Annotated in this window: 12 protein-coding genes; 6 read left to right on the top strand and 6 right to left on the bottom strand. The window is 52.2% G+C overall.

Features of this window, described 5'->3' with window-relative positions; all coding sequences use genetic code 11:
- Window positions 1–13: 13 nt before the first annotated feature.
- Window positions 14–1195, top strand: a complete 1182-nt coding sequence (locus FSU_RS09410; protein ID WP_014546184.1) for an acetate/propionate family kinase — start codon at window positions 14–16, stop codon at window positions 1193–1195.
- Between the two features lie 160 nt (window positions 1196–1355).
- On the opposite strand, the gene FSU_RS09405 is transcribed toward FSU_RS09410, so the two are convergent.
- Both FSU_RS09405 and FSU_RS09400 read right to left on the bottom strand, forming a co-directional pair.
- A complete protein-coding gene (locus tag FSU_RS09405; protein ID WP_015732031.1) occupies window positions 1356–4436 on the bottom strand; it encodes a tandem-95 repeat protein in 3081 nt (1026 codons plus the stop codon).
- Window positions 4437–4528: 92 nt separating this feature from the next.
- A complete protein-coding gene (locus FSU_RS09400) occupies window positions 4529–6385 on the bottom strand; it encodes an ATP-binding cassette domain-containing protein (protein WP_014546182.1) in 1857 nt (618 codons plus the stop codon).
- Window positions 6386–6461: 76 nt separating this feature from the next.
- On the opposite strand from FSU_RS09400, the gene FSU_RS09395 reads away from it, so the two are divergent.
- Window positions 6462–7553 carry a BamA/TamA family outer membrane protein gene (locus tag FSU_RS09395; RefSeq protein ID WP_015732030.1) on the top strand — a complete coding sequence of 364 codons (1092 nt, stop codon included), beginning with the start codon at window positions 6462–6464 and terminating at the stop codon, window positions 7551–7553.
- A 138-nt stretch (window positions 7554–7691) separates the two neighbouring features.
- Here FSU_RS09395 and FSU_RS09390 read toward each other — a convergent pair whose 3' ends face one another.
- Complete coding sequence (locus FSU_RS09390; protein ID WP_014546180.1) at window positions 7692–8084, bottom strand: NADH-quinone oxidoreductase subunit A; 393 nt, start codon at window positions 8082–8084, stop codon at window positions 7692–7694.
- A 69-nt stretch (window positions 8085–8153) separates the two neighbouring features.
- Here FSU_RS09390 and FSU_RS09385 point away from each other — a divergent pair, with 69 nt between their 5' ends.
- The 3 genes from FSU_RS09385 to FSU_RS09375 all read left to right on the top strand — a co-directional run bounded on the left by FSU_RS09385 (window position 8154) and on the right by FSU_RS09375 (window position 11336).
- Window positions 8154–9044: an FISUMP domain-containing protein gene (locus FSU_RS09385; protein WP_014546179.1), complete on the top strand. Its 891-nt coding sequence runs from the start codon at window positions 8154–8156 to the stop codon at window positions 9042–9044.
- A 96-nt stretch (window positions 9045–9140) separates the two neighbouring features.
- On the top strand, window positions 9141–10544 hold the full coding sequence (locus tag FSU_RS09380; protein WP_015732029.1) for a TrkH family potassium uptake protein: 1404 nt from the start codon (window positions 9141–9143) through the stop codon (window positions 10542–10544).
- 132 nt (window positions 10545–10676) lie between these two features.
- Window positions 10677–11336 (top strand): potassium channel family protein, encoded by a 660-nt coding sequence (locus FSU_RS09375; RefSeq protein WP_014546177.1) that lies wholly within the window; start codon window positions 10677–10679, stop codon window positions 11334–11336.
- Here the strand turns inward: FSU_RS09375 and FSU_RS09370 are convergent.
- The 3 genes from FSU_RS09370 to FSU_RS09360 all read right to left on the bottom strand — a co-directional run bounded on the left by FSU_RS09370 (window position 11333) and on the right by FSU_RS09360 (window position 13238).
- The gene (locus FSU_RS09370; RefSeq protein ID WP_244263603.1) at window positions 11333–11785 is read right to left on the bottom strand and encodes a Fur family transcriptional regulator; all 453 of its coding nucleotides are present in this window, start codon (window positions 11783–11785) and stop codon (window positions 11333–11335) included. The genes FSU_RS09375 and FSU_RS09370 overlap by 4 nt on opposite strands.
- Window positions 11786–11861: 76 nt before the next feature.
- Window positions 11862–12419: an NADH peroxidase gene (locus tag FSU_RS09365; protein WP_014546175.1), complete on the bottom strand. Its 558-nt coding sequence runs from the start codon at window positions 12417–12419 to the stop codon at window positions 11862–11864.
- Window positions 12420–12659: 240 nt separating this feature from the next.
- Window positions 12660–13238: a hypothetical protein gene (locus FSU_RS09360; RefSeq protein ID WP_014546174.1), complete on the bottom strand. Its 579-nt coding sequence runs from the start codon at window positions 13236–13238 to the stop codon at window positions 12660–12662.
- A 104-nt stretch (window positions 13239–13342) separates the two neighbouring features.
- Between FSU_RS09360 and aroC the strand changes: the two genes are divergently transcribed.
- Window positions 13343–14428, top strand: a complete 1086-nt coding sequence (aroC, locus tag FSU_RS09355; RefSeq protein WP_014546173.1) for a chorismate synthase — start codon at window positions 13343–13345, stop codon at window positions 14426–14428.
- Window positions 14429–14431: the final 3 nt, after the last annotated feature.

Here is a 14431-nt window from a genome sequence, read left to right as displayed (position 1 = left end):
TAAAGGAAATCCCATGCGCGTACTCGTCCTCAACTGCGGCAGCTCTTCTGTAAAATTTGCTGTCATTGATACAAAGACCCAGGAATCCATCGCTAGCGGCCTCGTCGAAAACATCGGCGTGAACGGTCACACCAAGGCCAAGGGTCCTGAAGGCAAGATTGACTTCAACTTCGACTGCCCCACGCATGCCGAAGCCGTGGATCAGGTCAAGAAATTCCTCGACGCCCAGAAACTCACCGACACGATCGAAGCCATCGGCCACCGCGTCGTGCATGGCGGTAAGTACATCAAGAGCGAAAAGGTCTCGCAGGAAGTCATTGACTACATCCGCAGCATCACGCTCTTTGCCCCGCTCCACGAACCGGCACACGCTACCGGTATGGAATGCGCTACCAAGTTCTTCCCGGGCCTCCCGCAGGTCGCCGTGTTCGATACGGCTTTCCACCAGACAATGCCGCAGAAGGCCTACCTCTACGGTATCCCGTACAAGTTCTATGAAAACGACGGCATCCGCCGTTACGGTGCTCATGGCACAAGCCACCGCTTTGTGACCGCCGAAGCTTGCAAGGTTCTCGGCACCAAGCCCGAAGAAACCTGCCTCATCACGGCTCACCTCGGCAACGGCTCCAGCTGCTCCGCCATCTTGAACGGCCAGTGCGTTGATACCACGATGGGCTTCACCCCGCTCGAAGGCCTCATCATGGGAACCCGCTCCGGTAGCCTCGATCCGGCAATCCTCTTCTACATCGCAAAGAAGTACGGCGAAGAATACGGCACCATCGACAAGCTTGACCACCTCGTGAACAAGGAATCCGGCTTGTTGGGCCTCTCTGGACTCTCTAACGACATGCGTACTCTCACGCAGGCCGCAAGCGAAGGCAACAAGCGCGCCCAAATCGCCCTTGACGTCTTCTGCTACCGCCTTACCCGCGAAATCGGCGGCATCGCCATGGCTCTCCCACGCATTGACGCCATCGTCTTCACGGGCGGCATCGGCGAAAACAGCTTCTACGTCCGCAAGCAGGCTCTCGACAACCTGAAGCTCCTCGGCTACCAGGTCGACGAAGAACGCAACCTCAAGAGCGGCAAGGAATCCAACCACCTCATCACAAAGGATGGCACGCCGAAGGCAATCGTCGTTGCAACAAACGAAGAATTGCTCATCGCTCTCGACACCGAAGCACTGGTGAAGTAACGCAAAGCAGAATAGTGAGCAACAAGTCCCATGCGTTAAGCTGGGACGGTTGCGAGAGTGAGCGCCAGCCCTGCACATGTTTTGCAGATTCTAGCGCGAACGGTCAGAAAAAGGCTCCGCATTGCGGAGCCTCTTCTTTTTTACCCAAAGCGAAGCGAACTTACTTAATCGTCCATGTCTGGTTATTGACGCGGAGGATCTTGCGGCCCTGCACCTTGGCAGAAGCATTGAGCACTTCAGCCGGGTTCACCGGGAGCTTTGCATTCCAGACCACGCGGCCCTTCATGTCCATGATCTTAGCAGTACCACGCTTGGCCATCACGGCATTCTGCCATGTGTTCTTCGGCTGGACAAATTGCGGTTTCAGGCTAGCAGGAGCCTTGCCAACAACGATATACAGCGGAATCACCACGCCAGACTTGCTCGGGTCCGTGACCTTCACGCCAAGAGCGTATTTCGAACCGTCCTTGTACTTGAGTTCATCAATAGCAGTTATCGTAAGAACAGAGCCCTTAATCGATATCGTCATATACTTCGACAAGGCGCTCGTTTCGTTCGGCGTAAACGTGAGTTCATCGCCATCCACATCGAACACAAGCGTATCAAGATCCAACTTGACCTTCCAGTTTTCGTTGTCAACATAAACTGTATCCGCATGCAGCAACACAGGCTTGTCGTTCACCGGAGTGATGTTCACCAGGAACTCAAAGCTCTTGGAGCCAGACTTCTTGTCCGTTGCGGTTACGACCACGTAGGCCTTGCCACAAGAATCCGGAACAGAATTGATTTCAAGAATACCCTTGTCCGTTATTTCGGCCTTGAGTTTTCCATCCTTGCTCTTTGCGGAGTAAGTCAGCGGGTCACCTTCCGGATCCTTGAACCAGGAGGCAACAACGGAACTCGTGTACTTCAAAGCTCTCGTCGTCGGGAAGTCTTCTGTCACAGTCGTATCAAGCGTTTCCGTCTTCACGACAACGGTCGGGAGCAAGTTACGCTTATCAACCACGATAGTCACAATAGCAGCCTTAGATTTCGTTTCATTGACAACTGCATAGTAACCAAAGTAATCAACACCTTCATAGCCTTCTTCCGGAACATACTTGAAGCTACCATCCTTATTGAGGGTTAGCGTACCATGAGCAGGCTTCTGGGCAAGTTCAGCCGTCATACCCTTTGTCGTACCTTCAGGATACTTGTCGTTGGCAAGGACACCCGTCTTGGCATCCACTGTCAGAGTACTGTCGTTAAACGTAGTGTACTCATCCTTTACAGCCTGAGCCACATCCTTCGGGGAGATGAGTTTCACATACAGGTTCACGCCCACAGAATCACTACCGTCAGATGCGTAGAAGAAAATCGTTGCAAGGCCCGTTGCGCTTGTCACCGGCTTCAGAGAAATGTAATAGTAGCTTGCGTTCACGCTATCAACAGCCGGGATAATCTTTGTTCCCTTAACATTGTAGGTGAGCTCCTGCGTACCTTCCGTAACTTCACGGTCGCTAAAGACCAAGGACTTAGCCGGAATCTTGATTTGCTTCACGGTATCTTCGTCAAAGTCCATATCGAGAGCAAGCGTATCCCTGAGGAACGTGCTATCGGCAATGGTCACTGTAGGCTTTGCGTTAATCGGCAACACATGGATAACCACGGTACCCTTGTTACTGATCATTTCGTGGTTTGCGGTTTCCACAAGCACATAGGTCAACGTGTCATCGCCACGGAAATCCTTTTCCGGAGTGTAGACGAACGAACCCAGCTGAGAGAATTCCGTCAACTTACCATGCTTGGTAGAGTCAATAGGCACGACCAAGAAGTCATCGCCGTCCAAATCGGTACCTAGCGTTGCAAGGCCGCGGACAATCGGAACGATGAGGTCGCCACCTTCCTGCATCTTGAATTCGGCATCAGCAGCAACCGGAGGCGTATTCGAATCCTTGATTGTAACACCGAAGTTGACATGGACCAAATCCGAATTTCCATCCGTAGCATAGACAGTAAGAATAAAGGTCGTATCCTTCTTGACTCCCGAAGAAACAATCTTGAGGGTATCCTTCAAGGTAACCTTATCGATTGCCGTGAGAACCTTCATCAACTTTGCTGACATGTCGACCACAAACGTAAGCTTGTCATTATCCTCGTCGGCAAACAGGTCGGCAAGAGCAATCTTCAACGTATCGGCTTCCAGTATGGTATCCAAATAGGTCACTTCAACATTGTACGGATCAAGCACAACCGTCGGGTGATTTTCTGCAGGCGGATCATCCGGGCATTCCGGGTCACCCGGGCAAGTCGGACCGACAGGACCGTCGGAGACTGCGGTAACAATAACGTTAAACTGCGCCTTTACAGAAGAACCTTCGCTACTCAACGCAAAGACATTCAGCGTCAAGGCGGTGTCGCTTTCAATATTTCTAGACACAAAGACAAGCGTATCCTTCAAAGTCGGGGCATCTGTCGGCTTGACCTTCGTCAAGATATTGGCAGGCATCGAAGTCGCAATCGTAATCTCGTCATTTTCACCCGCAGAGAACACCGCCGAAAGAGGAATCTTCAAGGAATCCGTTTCCTTGATCGTTACGGTCTGGGCCTTGTTATACGGTTCAAGTACCGAGAGAGAGGGCTCTTCAATAACCGATCCGCATTCGCCGAGAGAAATGCCAGAAATCGTAATGACGTTTTTATGCCTAGTGGCATCGCTCGCTTCAAAGCTATTGGCATGGCCTGCCTTGTAGCTCATCTGGATGGCAAGCTGTTTCGTCAAATCCAGCGAGGCAGTCTCGCCCCAGCCTGCTTCCTGGGCGAAATTCTGAAAATCAATATATCTGGAAGTAAATGTTGACGCAGCAGGGAGGTCCGTGCCATAATAATTGTAGTCCGTAATCGTAGACTGTTTCAAGTCCAAACGGAACTGGCGATCAGCCTTATAGGTAATGCAAAGGCCGGAATGAGATGAAAGGTCTACATCGACATCTTGCTTATTGGTCTGTTTCCATGCAAAACCGAAGCCTGCGACACTGTATTGGTCAGAATTAAGGTCCAATTCTACAGAAAATTGCTTATACCCGTCATCGGTATCGGAAAGAGTACCTTTTGTATTCGGTTCCGGCTGGGCATAGCTAAACCAGTATGCCGGCTGCATGTCATTGCCTTTCTGCTTATCAAAACTCCAAACCGTCGAGCCGGCAAAACCCATTGTCGTGCCAGCCAACGCCATCACCAAAGATAAGGATAGCGATTTCATTTTTAAACTCCTCTAAGATTTCAACACCAAGACCCATTCAGTGTAAATCTATATTATGCAATGGGTTTTGTCACTAGGGGAGCAAAAATTTTTCATCCCAAATTGTCAAGGGCTTCAAAGCGCTCATAGGCCTGTTCGAGCAGCGCCTCGTCATCGGCAATCTTTTTCTGGAGTTCCACGATGAGGGTCGCGTTCGTGTAAACCTCGGGCTTGGAAAGTTCCAGCTGGTAATCGGCAATTTCCTTTTCGAGTTTTTCGATTTTTTCGGGGAGGGCGGCGTATTCGCGCTCCTCGTTGTAGCTGCGCTTTTTCTTTTTGGCGGGCGCGGGGGCCGCAGAGGCGGCGCCGGCGCCAGCGTTAGAGCGGGCCTGCTTTTCGGCTTCGCGTTCGGCGGCCAGGCGGGCGGCCTGGGCGGCTTCCTTGTCGCGAATTTTCTTGTTTGCCTCGTAATCGGAGTAACCGCCGACCGCTTCGAAGACATGCCCGCCATCTTCGATGGCGAGGATGCCGGTAGCCACGGAATCAAGGAAGGCACGGTCATGACTGACAGTCAGGACGGTGCCGTTATAATCGGCCAAAAGTTCCGCCAAAAGGTCGAGGGTCTCCATGTCCAAATCGTTCGTCGGTTCGTCAAGCACCAAGACGTTGCTCGGGTGGCTAAAGAGGCACGCGAGCAAAAGGCGGTTTCGTTCACCGCCGCTAAGCGCACTGATCGGGCCGCGGGCGCGATCTGCCGAGAACAAGAAGTCTTGCAAATAACTTAACACATGGCGTTTGACGCCGTTCAGCGTGATATAGGCCTGGCCGTCACCGATATTCTCAATGAGCGACTTGTCTTCGCGCAGGCGGGTACGCATCTGGTCAAAATACGCAATATGGAGGTTACTGCCCAGGCGGACTTCACCCGATTCCGGCTGGAGTTCGCCAAGAATCAGGCGCAAGAGAGTCGTCTTGCCGGAGCCATTCGGTCCCACAATGCCAATGCGGTCGCCACGGCTGATTTCGGTCGAAAGGTCGCTAATGAGCGGGCTCCCATCATAGGAATAGCTCACGTTCTTAAGGCGCGCAACGAGGCGCCCGGAACGGTCGGCTTCCGTAATCTGCATATTCACATTGCCCGTACGGGAGCGGCGGGCCGCGCGTTCTTCACGCATTTTAATCAAGGCGCGAACTCGCCCCTCGTTGCGCGTACGACGGGCCTGGATGCCCTTGCGGATCCAGACTTCTTCTTCAGCCAATTTCTTATCAAAAAGCGCATTTGCCTTTTCTTCTTCAGCAAGCGCCTGGTCCCTGAACTGCACAAACTTGTCGTACGGAAAATCCCAACTGCGCACACGGCCACGGTCAAGTTCAAAAATGCGGGTTGCCGTACGGCGGACAAATGCACGGTCATGGCTCACGAACATCACCGCGCAATTCAAACGCGTCACAATCCCTTCTAGCCACTGGATCGCCGGAATGTCCAAATGGTTCGTCGGTTCGTCAAGCAAAAGCAGGTCCGGGTCTTCTGCCACGGCACGAGCAAAAAGCACACGGCGCTTCTGGCCACCGCTCAAGCTGTCGTAAGGCGCATCTGCATCGATGCCCGTCTTACCGAGAATCGCCTCGGCTGTCGCATTATGCGCCCCATCGTCCAGAATCTTCTGCGAAATCACGGAACCACCGCTCACCACGGACACGCGGCCCATCACAATGTCGCGAACAGTCCCGTCAATATGCGCCGGGATTTCCTGAATCATGCGGGAGACTTTAAGCCCCGTCTTCTTTACGATTTCGCCAGAATTCGCTTCCATCTCGCCGGTCAGCACCTTCAAAAGCGTGCTCTTGCCCTCGCCATTGCGGCCCACAAGGCAAATACGGTCACCCGCCTCGATATCGAACGAGACATTATCCAAAAGCGGCGGACCGCCAAAACGCAGCAAAATATTCTGAACCGACAAAATGGGCATAAACAAACCTGCTTCTTTTCTACAAAAATAAAAATTTAAAGATTCGGGCCTAGGTAATTATCTAAATTTGGGCGAAATGCGTTTTTTGATTAAAAAGCTACTAGCACTAGCAGCCTTCGCTACACCGGCATTCGCCGAAGTTAAAGCCGATTCGACGGACGACTTCCAGCGTTTTTCTGCCGTTCCTATCCTAGGCTATACCGAAGAAACGCAGTACCAGCTCGGCGCCATGGCAATCATTTTCTTCCGCCCCGATAACGAAGGAGGAAAAGCCACAGAGCTAGACCTCTCCTTTTATGGGACCTCACGCAAGCAGGTCACGGGCTCGTTTTCGCCTAAGTTCTATCTACTGAACGACCGCATTTCAGGCAGTCTGGAACTCCATTACGAGGACTGGGTCGGCAACTACTTTGGACGTAAAAACAACCCCGATATCGACGACTACCGCAAGTTCGACCGACAGACTTTTTACACCAAGACACTCGTCAAGACAAACTTTGGTACAAAGCAGTGGGTCCCCGGCTTTAATTACGGGCTTTTCCTCGAATTTAATCATACAAACGTCGAGTTCAACAACTACCATTACTATGGGACAACCGAAGAGCCTCAAAACACAAACGGGTGGCGTAACGGCGTAGGCTACCACCTGTCGATGGACACCCGCGACAACACCAACTGGGCAAGACATGGCTACCTCGTCCAGTGGGGCCACTACTTTTACAACAAAGGCATGGGCGACTATAGCTACACCCACCAGGAACTAGACATCCGCGGCTACAGCGAATTCATCTGGAACACATCCATGGCCGTCGGCTTCCTCTGGCAGCGCGTAGATGGAGACGCCCCGTTCGACAAACTCGCCGGTTCCGACGGTCTCAAGCGGTTCCGAGGCGTCGAGAAGAACTACTTCTACGGAAACCAGGCCTTGTTTCTGCAAGTGGAATTCCGCAAGAAACTGTTCTGGCGCCTCGCCGGGGACATCTTCTTCGAAGGCGGAAAGACGGGCGACTACTTCAGCGACCTTATGCGAAACAAGTGGCACAGGAGCCTGGGCTTCGGGGGGCGGTTCGCCCTCAACAAGAAGGAAAACCTGTACGCCCGTTGCGAACTTTCATGGGTGGACTTCAAGAACGTCGGCATGACGATGTACGTCCGCGACGCATTTTAAATCAGTAAACAGTAGGAAGTAGACAATGGTTAGTGAAATCGCAACTGACCCATCTGTCCTCTTCCGTCTAAAAAAAGCGGATGCAAACCCAAGGTCTGCATCCGCCATTTTGAGATAGAATAATCAACGTTTTAAGGATTAGTCCTTAACGCTGTTCCAGTCCAGCACACCCTTCTTCAAGAGGTAGATGTAACCGGCTTCGAGAATCAGGAGGAAGCCGAGGAGGATGAACAGCAATTCCCAGCCACCAGCAAGGAACTGGATGGTCCAGGGATAGATAAAGGCGACTTCAAGGTCAAATACCAAGAAGAGCATGGCCACCATGTAGTACTTCACCGGATAGCGTTCGTTGGCCGTACCGGAAACGTGAGCGAGGCCGCATTCGTAAGCAGAACCCTTAATAATGGTGTGCTTGATCTTGCCCGGGTGCAAAACCCAGTTGGCAACAAGGAGGACTGTCGGGATGCAGAGTGCCATGATCACGAGAATCGTCATAGCGAAGGTGGTGTCGAAAATTTCAACATTGCTCATAGTGATTCCAAAGATAGTAAAAAAGTTTTTGCTACATCAAATCATTTTTGTAAACTATATTTGGTAATCATGAAGAAAAATCTCCTTTCTTTCGTTCTTGTAGGGGTCTCCACCCTCTTTTGGGCTTGCGCGGACGATTCAAGTCCAGCTGCGCCGCCCCCGACTTCGTATATCGAGTCCTCCTCTTCCGTTTTTGCAGGAATTTCTTCCAGTTCCGCACCGCAGCAAACGCCTACGTATTCTTCCTCAGCCGCCGCTAAAAACCCGGCAATCAAGCACGTAGTCATCCCCGAACCGGCTCCGGGCGTCAACTACCCCGATATCTACAATAAGGAAGTATTCTGCTTTACCGAAGGCTGCGAAAAGACTGTTACGCCACCTTCGTCATCTTCCAAGGCTCAAGCCACCTCTTCTTCGAACGGTGGCGGCATCACCATTGACGCTCCGGAAAACAAGGCTCCGACCGTTAATGGTCTCACGATGACCGACACCCGCGACAATAAGACATATAAACTCGCACAGGTCGGCGGCAAGCTCTGGATGGCCCAGGACCTCAACTACGAAGGCTCTACCGGCGAATGCTATAACGAAGTCGCCGCAAATTGCGCCTCGAACGGAAGACTCTACACCTTCAATTCCGCTCAGAGAGCATGCCCGAGCGGCTGGCGCCTCCCCAACAGAGAAGAAGCCCAGGCAGCTATCAACGACGAATCCTACCCGTGGAGCTACAGCGGCCGCTGCAAGGACGGCGACTGCAACTTCCTCGGCCAGATGGGTTTCCACTGGACATCCGCAACCCCGCAGGATGGCGACAAGAACTTTGATTCCAACGTCGGCGACAACTACACGGTTATCATCGTGGAAAAGGAACCCGAATACGCCGGCGAAAACAAGGAACTCAAGTTCTTCCAGGTCGACGCAAAGAACAAGCGCTTCAGCGTACGCTGCGTCCAGGAATAAAAACGAATTTCCTCCTTACACTAAAGACTCCGCGCAAGCGGAGTCTTTTCCTATTTATACGGGAGCAGGGCGCCTAACTTTACTAAATTCGCTTTTATGCTACGTTCAAAGTACCAGATGCTCGCGGATTCACTCTCCGAGAACATTTTCAAGACAAGGACCCAGGCCAACCCCATCATGTTGGTGGTGCTCGCCTATCTTTTGCTCATCGCTATCGGCACGGCGCTTTTAAGTTTGCCCCAAGCAAGCACCCGCCCGGTAAGCCTTATCGAAGCGTTTTTCACCTCCATGTCTGCCGTCTGCGTCACCGGGCTCTCCGTCGTCGATATTTCCTCCACATTCACCGATATTGGCCACTGGTTCATCGTCGTCCTCATGCAGCTTGGCGGACTCGGCATCATGACCGCATCTACAACGCTTATCTTGCTTGCCGGCATGCACCCCGGATTTAGCCACCAGTCCGTGTTCTTCTCCGAATTCACGCAAGAAGGAAACATCGATGCAGGCCGTATCCTCCGAGCCGTGATCCCATTTACGTTTGTCCTTGAACTCATCGGCGGCATCGTCTACTTCACGCAGTTCGAATCTATGGAAATGTACGACCGCATCTTATGCTCTGTTTTCCAGGCAGTCAGCTCGTTCTGCGGCGTGGGCTTTACGTTGTTCCCCAACTCGCTCGAAGGCTTCCAGTACAACCCAGTAATGAACATCACCACCTGCATCCTCGTGCTGGCTGGCGGTTTCGGCTTCCTCGCCGTTGCAGAACTGCGCTACATCTTCGACTTCAAGCACAAGGAAATCCGCCGCGTTTCACTGCACACCCGCATCGCAACCTACGGGACAATCATTGTCATCGTCGCAAGCATCCTCGTCTTTACGTTCACCGAATGGAACAACCTCTTTAGCGGACACACCATAGGCGAGAACGCGCAATCCGTATTGTTCATGGCGTTTACAAGCCGCACGGCCGGACTCAATTCCTTGAGCATTCCCGACCTCACGCAGGCATCGCTATTCTTCTTTATCATCATCATGTTCATTGGCGCAAACCCCGGTAGCTGTGGCGGCGGCATCAAGATTACGACCGCAGCGGTCATCGGGCTCCTTGGCGTGAACAGGCTCCTCGGCAGGGAAAAGACCCAGGTCTTGGGCCGCACCATCCCGAACAACACCGTCGACAAGGCCATTCGAATTTTCGTGGTCGCCATGGTCGTGATCGCTTCGGCAACGCTCATCCTCCTCTGCACCGAAATTCCCTCCGGCACCGCCTACTCCGCAAACAGTTCCCCGTTCCTCAAGATTCTTTTTGAAGTCGTGAGCGCATATGCCACGTGCGGACTTTCTATGGGGCTTACCGAAGAACTTTCCACGGTCGGGAAAATCGTCATCTGTGGAGTGATGTTCATTGGGCGAATGGGACCGCTGTTCCTCATTTCGGCAGTCGCAGGCAAGCTCCAGGACACCGCCTGGTACGCCGAAGAAGACATCATGGTGGGCTAGCGCGCCCTATCGGGCGCAGTTGGCAGAACTTAGTCGGTAGAACTTAGATAAAACACATCAAAATCCATTTTTTCACTCTATTTTCCAAATACTAAGTTCTAAGCTCTAAGCTCTAAGTTCTATATTTATCCCATGGCTTCTAGACAATTCGTTATTATCGGTCTTGGAAATTCGGCAAACTACCTTGCCCGTCACTTGACGTCGCTGGGTCATGACATCATGGTCATCGACTCGCATCCCGAAAAAGTCCAGGACTTCGCAAGCATGGTCTCGCAAGCTGTTGTCGCCGACAGTACCCGTAAAAAGCAGCTCGCCTCCATCCCGTCTTTGACCAAGGCGGATAGCGTCATCGTCTGCATCGGCAGCAACCTGGAAGCATCTCTCCTCACCATCCTTAACCTAAAGGAACTCGGGGTCAAGCACATCATCGCAAAGTCAAGCAGTGCCGAACACACGAGCATCTTGGAAAAGCTCGGCGTCACGGACATTTTCCACCCGGAACGCGATGCCGCCATAAGCCTCGCCGAACGACTGAACCGCCCAAACATGGTGGACTTCCTCCCGTTCATGGAAGGTTACTCCATCGTAGAAATCGTCTGTCCCAAAAACTTTGTCGGTAAAACGCTTAAAACGCTGTCGCTCACGCACAAGTACGGCGTTCAGGTCATCGCCATCCGCGACCCGCAAGAGCCGACACCCAAGATCGGTAATATTGCAGACGTCATCCTGCAAGAAGATGACGTGCTGTTCATCATCGGCCCGAACGAGGCCCTTGATAAACTAAAAGACTAATTATCCAGCTCTGTCTGAGCCTGCCAGCGAGTAGGCGTTTCATCGGCAGAGCACTTGTCGCACAGCCCGAACATATAAAGCAAAGTCGCCTTCAGCGTAAATCCGGCCGGGACGATTTTTGAGCAGTCCGGAGGCGCCACGAACACGTCAAAGACCTTGCCGCAGCCCTTGCATTTGAAATGGCAATGCGGCGAACAGTCCGCATCGTAGCGCAAGAAGCCGTCGCCAAAATCCAGCGAAATCGCCAAATCATTTGCAAGCAACAGCTCCAAAGTATTGTAGACCGTCGTGCGTGAAAGCGACGGGTTCTTCGGCAAAAGCGCCATGTAAATTTCATCGACCGTCGGGTGCGTCTTGACGCTCCGCAGGTATTGGTAGACACAGACCCTCTGCAACGACGGCCTAATGCCATGATCCTTGAGGATGCTTGCCGTTTCTTGCATAATCATACCTCCTTCTCAAACATTCCCAAAAAAAGCGGCCCCGCACGCCTTGAGACGTCCGGAACCGCACCACACTCCAATTTTACTTGAAGTAACGCCCGAGCAGGCCCTGGAATGCAGAGCCGTGACGAGCCTCGTCCTTGCACATTTCATGAACCGTATCATGGATGGCATCGTAGCCGAGTTCCTTGGCGCGCTTTGCAAGAGCGAGCTTGCCTTCGGTAGCACCCGCTTCAGCTGCCACGCGGAGTTCCAGGTTCTTCTTGGTGTCGGCATAGACGACTTCGCCCAAGAGTTCTGCAAACTTGGCGGCATGTTCCGCTTCTTCAAAAGCGATGCGCTTGTAAGCTTCAGCCACTTCCGGGAATCCTTCGCGATCCGCCTGGCGGCTCATCGCAAGGTACATACCCACTTCGGTACACTCACCTGCAAAGTTCTCGCGGAGTCCCTGCACCACTTCGGCATCCAAGCCCTGAGCGACACCGACCTTGTGTTCGTCAGCCCAGACGATCTTGCCTGCAGCAGGCGTTTCCACCTTTTCGAAGAACTTGCTCTTCGGAGCATGGCACTGCGGGCATTCATCCGGAGCTTCCGGACCCATGTGAACATAACCGCAAACTTTGCAAACCCAGACCTTCATATCTTCTCCTTTTCCGCTATGCGGAATTTGATGAAAAATTACAAAAAATCAATTTAATCTTGTACTTATTTTTGTAACTATTACAAATATATAATTATTTCAACAAAAGTCAATAGATTTGCGAGAAAAAAATTTCACCCACGCACCATTGAATAAATATAATCCAGGAGAAAGCCGAAATAACAACAAAAAAAACGACCCGTTCGGGCCGAATTACTTTTTTAAGTATTTATTGGATTTTTAGAATGCTGGTACTTCCGGAGCTTTTTCACGAGCGCGCTTGGCTTCGCTTTCCGTAGCAAGCTGGCGATGCGTTACAGAACCCACAGCATAATAGCGATTGCCCTTCTGGATGACTGCCGTATAAGCATCGAGAGCCTTCACCGAGAACCATTCCTGGTAGAGGTTATGCACATTTTCCTTGAGGCTAGAAAGTTCGCTAATCGCCGGAGCGCCCGAGGGCTTGCCGTACTTGAGCGTAAATTGGTCAGACATGTAGGCAACAGCTTCAAAAGTTTTGCTCAAGCGAGCACGTTCGACACGTCCCGTACGAATTTCGAAAGCATAGAACTTGTCGTTTTTATTGAAAATGAAGTCAACCTGGACAGGCAGTTCGCCAAACATGTAAACAGGAATCACCACGCGTTCACCGACACCGGTCTGGCCATAAGGTTCGTAACCTTTTTTCATCATTTCTTCAATGACGGTCTCGCGAGCTGAGCCAAACGGAATGCCGGCAAAATTATTTTGAGACTGCGCTTGCACATGAAGCGAAAGCACAAGAATCAAAAAAGTTATGACAATTCCGAACTTGGACACGATTGACTCCTCTAGATATTGTAAAAGATAGTAAACTTTTTCTAAGTAAGCAAAAATTTTTCATAAAAAAAAGTTTTTTTAGTCCAGAATTTATATTTGGTCACATGTCAAGCACGTTTGGAAAGATTTTTTCTGTCACAACATGGGGTGAATCCCATGGTCCCGCTGTCGGAGCCGTCCTCGATGGATGCCCCGCCGGCCTCCCCATCACCGAAGAGATGATTCAGGCCGAGCTGAACCGCAGGCGCCCGGGTCAGGGCAAGGTTACAACGGCCCGCAATGAAAAAGACCAGGTCAAGATCCTTTCCGGAGTTTTTGAAGGCAAAACGACCGGTACGCCCATCTCGTTCGTCGTATTTAACGAAGACCAGCACAGCAATGACTATGCCGAAATCGCCAAATGGTACAGACCGGGGCATGCAGACCTCTGCTACGACCTCAAGTACGGGTTCCGCGATTACCGCGGCGGCGGCAGAAGCTCCGCCCGCGAAACCATCGGCCGAGTCGCCGCAGGTGCTGTCGCAAAAGCATTTTTGAAAACCGTCGCCGGTACGGAATTCCTTTCGTGGGTCGCCTCCGTTGGAAACGTAGACTGCCCGTCTCTGGACTTGAACGCCCTTACGCTTGACCAGATTGAAGCATCCCCCGTCCGCTGCCCCAACGAAGAGGCAAGCGCAAAGATGGAAGCCGCCATCCTGGACGCGAAGTCCAACGGCGATAGCATTGGCGGAACAGTCTCGCTCTACGTCAAGAACGTCCCGGCCTCTCTCGGCGAACCGGTATTCGACAGGCTTGACGCCCTCCTCGCCCAGGCCATGCTTTCCATCCCGGCCTGCAAGGGTTTTGAAATCGGAAGCGGTTTTGCCGCAGCACGCATGCACGGCAGCGAGCACAACGATGAAATCTACTTCGACGGAACTGCCTACCGCACCCGCACCAACAACGCCGGCGGAAGCCTCGGTGGCATCTCAAACGGCGAACCGATTTACTGCCGCATGGCGTTCAAGCCAACAGCCACAATTTCCCAGTTGCAAAAGACCGCCGGTCGCGGTCAAGAAAACGGCGAACTTGCCGCCAAGGGCAGACACGATCCTTGCGTTGCCGTCCGCGCTCCAGTGATTGTGGAAAGCATGGCTGCCCTCGTTCTTGCGGATCTCTACCTGCAGCAAAAGCGCAACTGCCTTGAATAATTC

Source organism: Fibrobacter succinogenes subsp. succinogenes S85, from assembly GCF_000146505.1.
Taxonomy (GTDB): Bacteria; Fibrobacterota; Fibrobacteria; order Fibrobacterales; family Fibrobacteraceae; genus Fibrobacter; species Fibrobacter succinogenes.
The sequence above is the reverse complement of the archived record's forward strand: the minus strand, read 5'-3'. Positions and strand labels throughout refer to the sequence as shown.

Bases quoted from the DNA above. Each gene is read 5' to 3' on its own strand.
- FSU_RS09410 (WP_014546184.1), top strand. From the start codon at position 14: ATGCGCGTACTCGTCCTCAACTGCGGCAGCTCTTCTGTAAAATTTGCT.
- FSU_RS09405 (WP_015732031.1), bottom strand. From the start codon at position 4,436: ATGAAATCGCTATCCTTATCTTTGGTGATGGCGTTGGCTGGCACGACA.
- FSU_RS09400 (WP_014546182.1), bottom strand. From the start codon at position 6,385: ATGCCCATTTTGTCGGTTCAGAATATTTTGCTGCGTTTTGGCGGTCCG.
- FSU_RS09395 (WP_015732030.1), top strand. From the start codon at position 6,462: ATGCGTTTTTTGATTAAAAAGCTACTAGCACTAGCAGCCTTCGCTACA.
- FSU_RS09390 (WP_014546180.1), bottom strand. From the start codon at position 8,084: ATGAGCAATGTTGAAATTTTCGACACCACCTTCGCTATGACGATTCTC.
- FSU_RS09385 (WP_014546179.1), top strand. From the start codon at position 8,154: ATGAAGAAAAATCTCCTTTCTTTCGTTCTTGTAGGGGTCTCCACCCTC.
- FSU_RS09380 (WP_015732029.1), top strand. From the start codon at position 9,141: ATGCTACGTTCAAAGTACCAGATGCTCGCGGATTCACTCTCCGAGAAC.
- FSU_RS09375 (WP_014546177.1), top strand. From the start codon at position 10,677: ATGGCTTCTAGACAATTCGTTATTATCGGTCTTGGAAATTCGGCAAAC.
- FSU_RS09370 (WP_244263603.1), bottom strand. From the start codon at position 11,785: ATGATTATGCAAGAAACGGCAAGCATCCTCAAGGATCATGGCATTAGG.
- FSU_RS09365 (WP_014546175.1), bottom strand. From the start codon at position 12,419: ATGAAGGTCTGGGTTTGCAAAGTTTGCGGTTATGTTCACATGGGTCCG.
- aroC (WP_014546173.1), top strand. From the start codon at position 13,343: ATGTCAAGCACGTTTGGAAAGATTTTTTCTGTCACAACATGGGGTGAA.